Here is a 632-nt window from a genome sequence, read left to right as displayed (position 1 = left end):
TCAAAAACAAATACGCGCAGCGCCGTTTAGAAAAGATTCAGACGCGCGCGCGAGACTGGTGGCCATGTTCAGCTGACCGGGACGGAGTGCCCATCATGTTCTACAGGACCGCCGCCGCATTCACCTTGGCCATCGCCTGCACGATGCCGGCCGCTGCCAGCGAGATCTCCGTCGCCGTCGAGCATGCACAGGTCGTACGTCTGCCCGGTGAAGCGTCTGCGATTGTGATCGGCAATCCCTCGATCGCGGATGCCCTGGTCCATGACGGCCGCACCCTGGTCGTGACCGGACGCCTGCAGGGCCGCACCAATGTCATCGCCCTGGATCGCGTCGGCCGCATTATCTACTCGCGCGAGATCGTGGTGACCAATCCGGTCGAGGGTCAGGTCGCTTATTTCCGCGGCACGGATCGCCATACACTCTCCTGCGGCGATGTCTGTGAAAACGTCCCGCGCGTCGGCGACGCGGACGAACGCTTCAACCAGCTGACCGCGGCCCAGCAAGCCCGCCTCAGAACGGCCGAGGCCGGGCTGGGTGATGGCGGCGGCCAACCGCAATAGTGGCACCGCAGAACGGAGGCGCAGCATGACCTGTTCTGGCCACCCGACCTGTTCCGGCTTTGCGGCAAGCCG

The 632-nt window shown here is 64.6% G+C and carries 1 protein-coding gene; it reads left to right on the top strand.

Annotation, left to right across the window (positions count from 1 at the left end; all coding sequences use genetic code 11):
- Positions 1–560 (top strand): pilus assembly protein N-terminal domain-containing protein (locus PKF00_RS44895; protein WP_271223749.1); only part of this gene is annotated, 560 nt, incomplete at its 5' end.
- Positions 561–632 lie beyond the last annotated feature (72 nt).

This window comes from Streptosporangium carneum (genome assembly GCF_027922005.1).
Classification (GTDB): Bacteria; Actinomycetota; Actinomycetes; order Streptosporangiales; family Streptosporangiaceae; genus Streptosporangium; species Streptosporangium carneum.
This window is presented reverse-complemented; position numbering and strand designations above follow the sequence as displayed.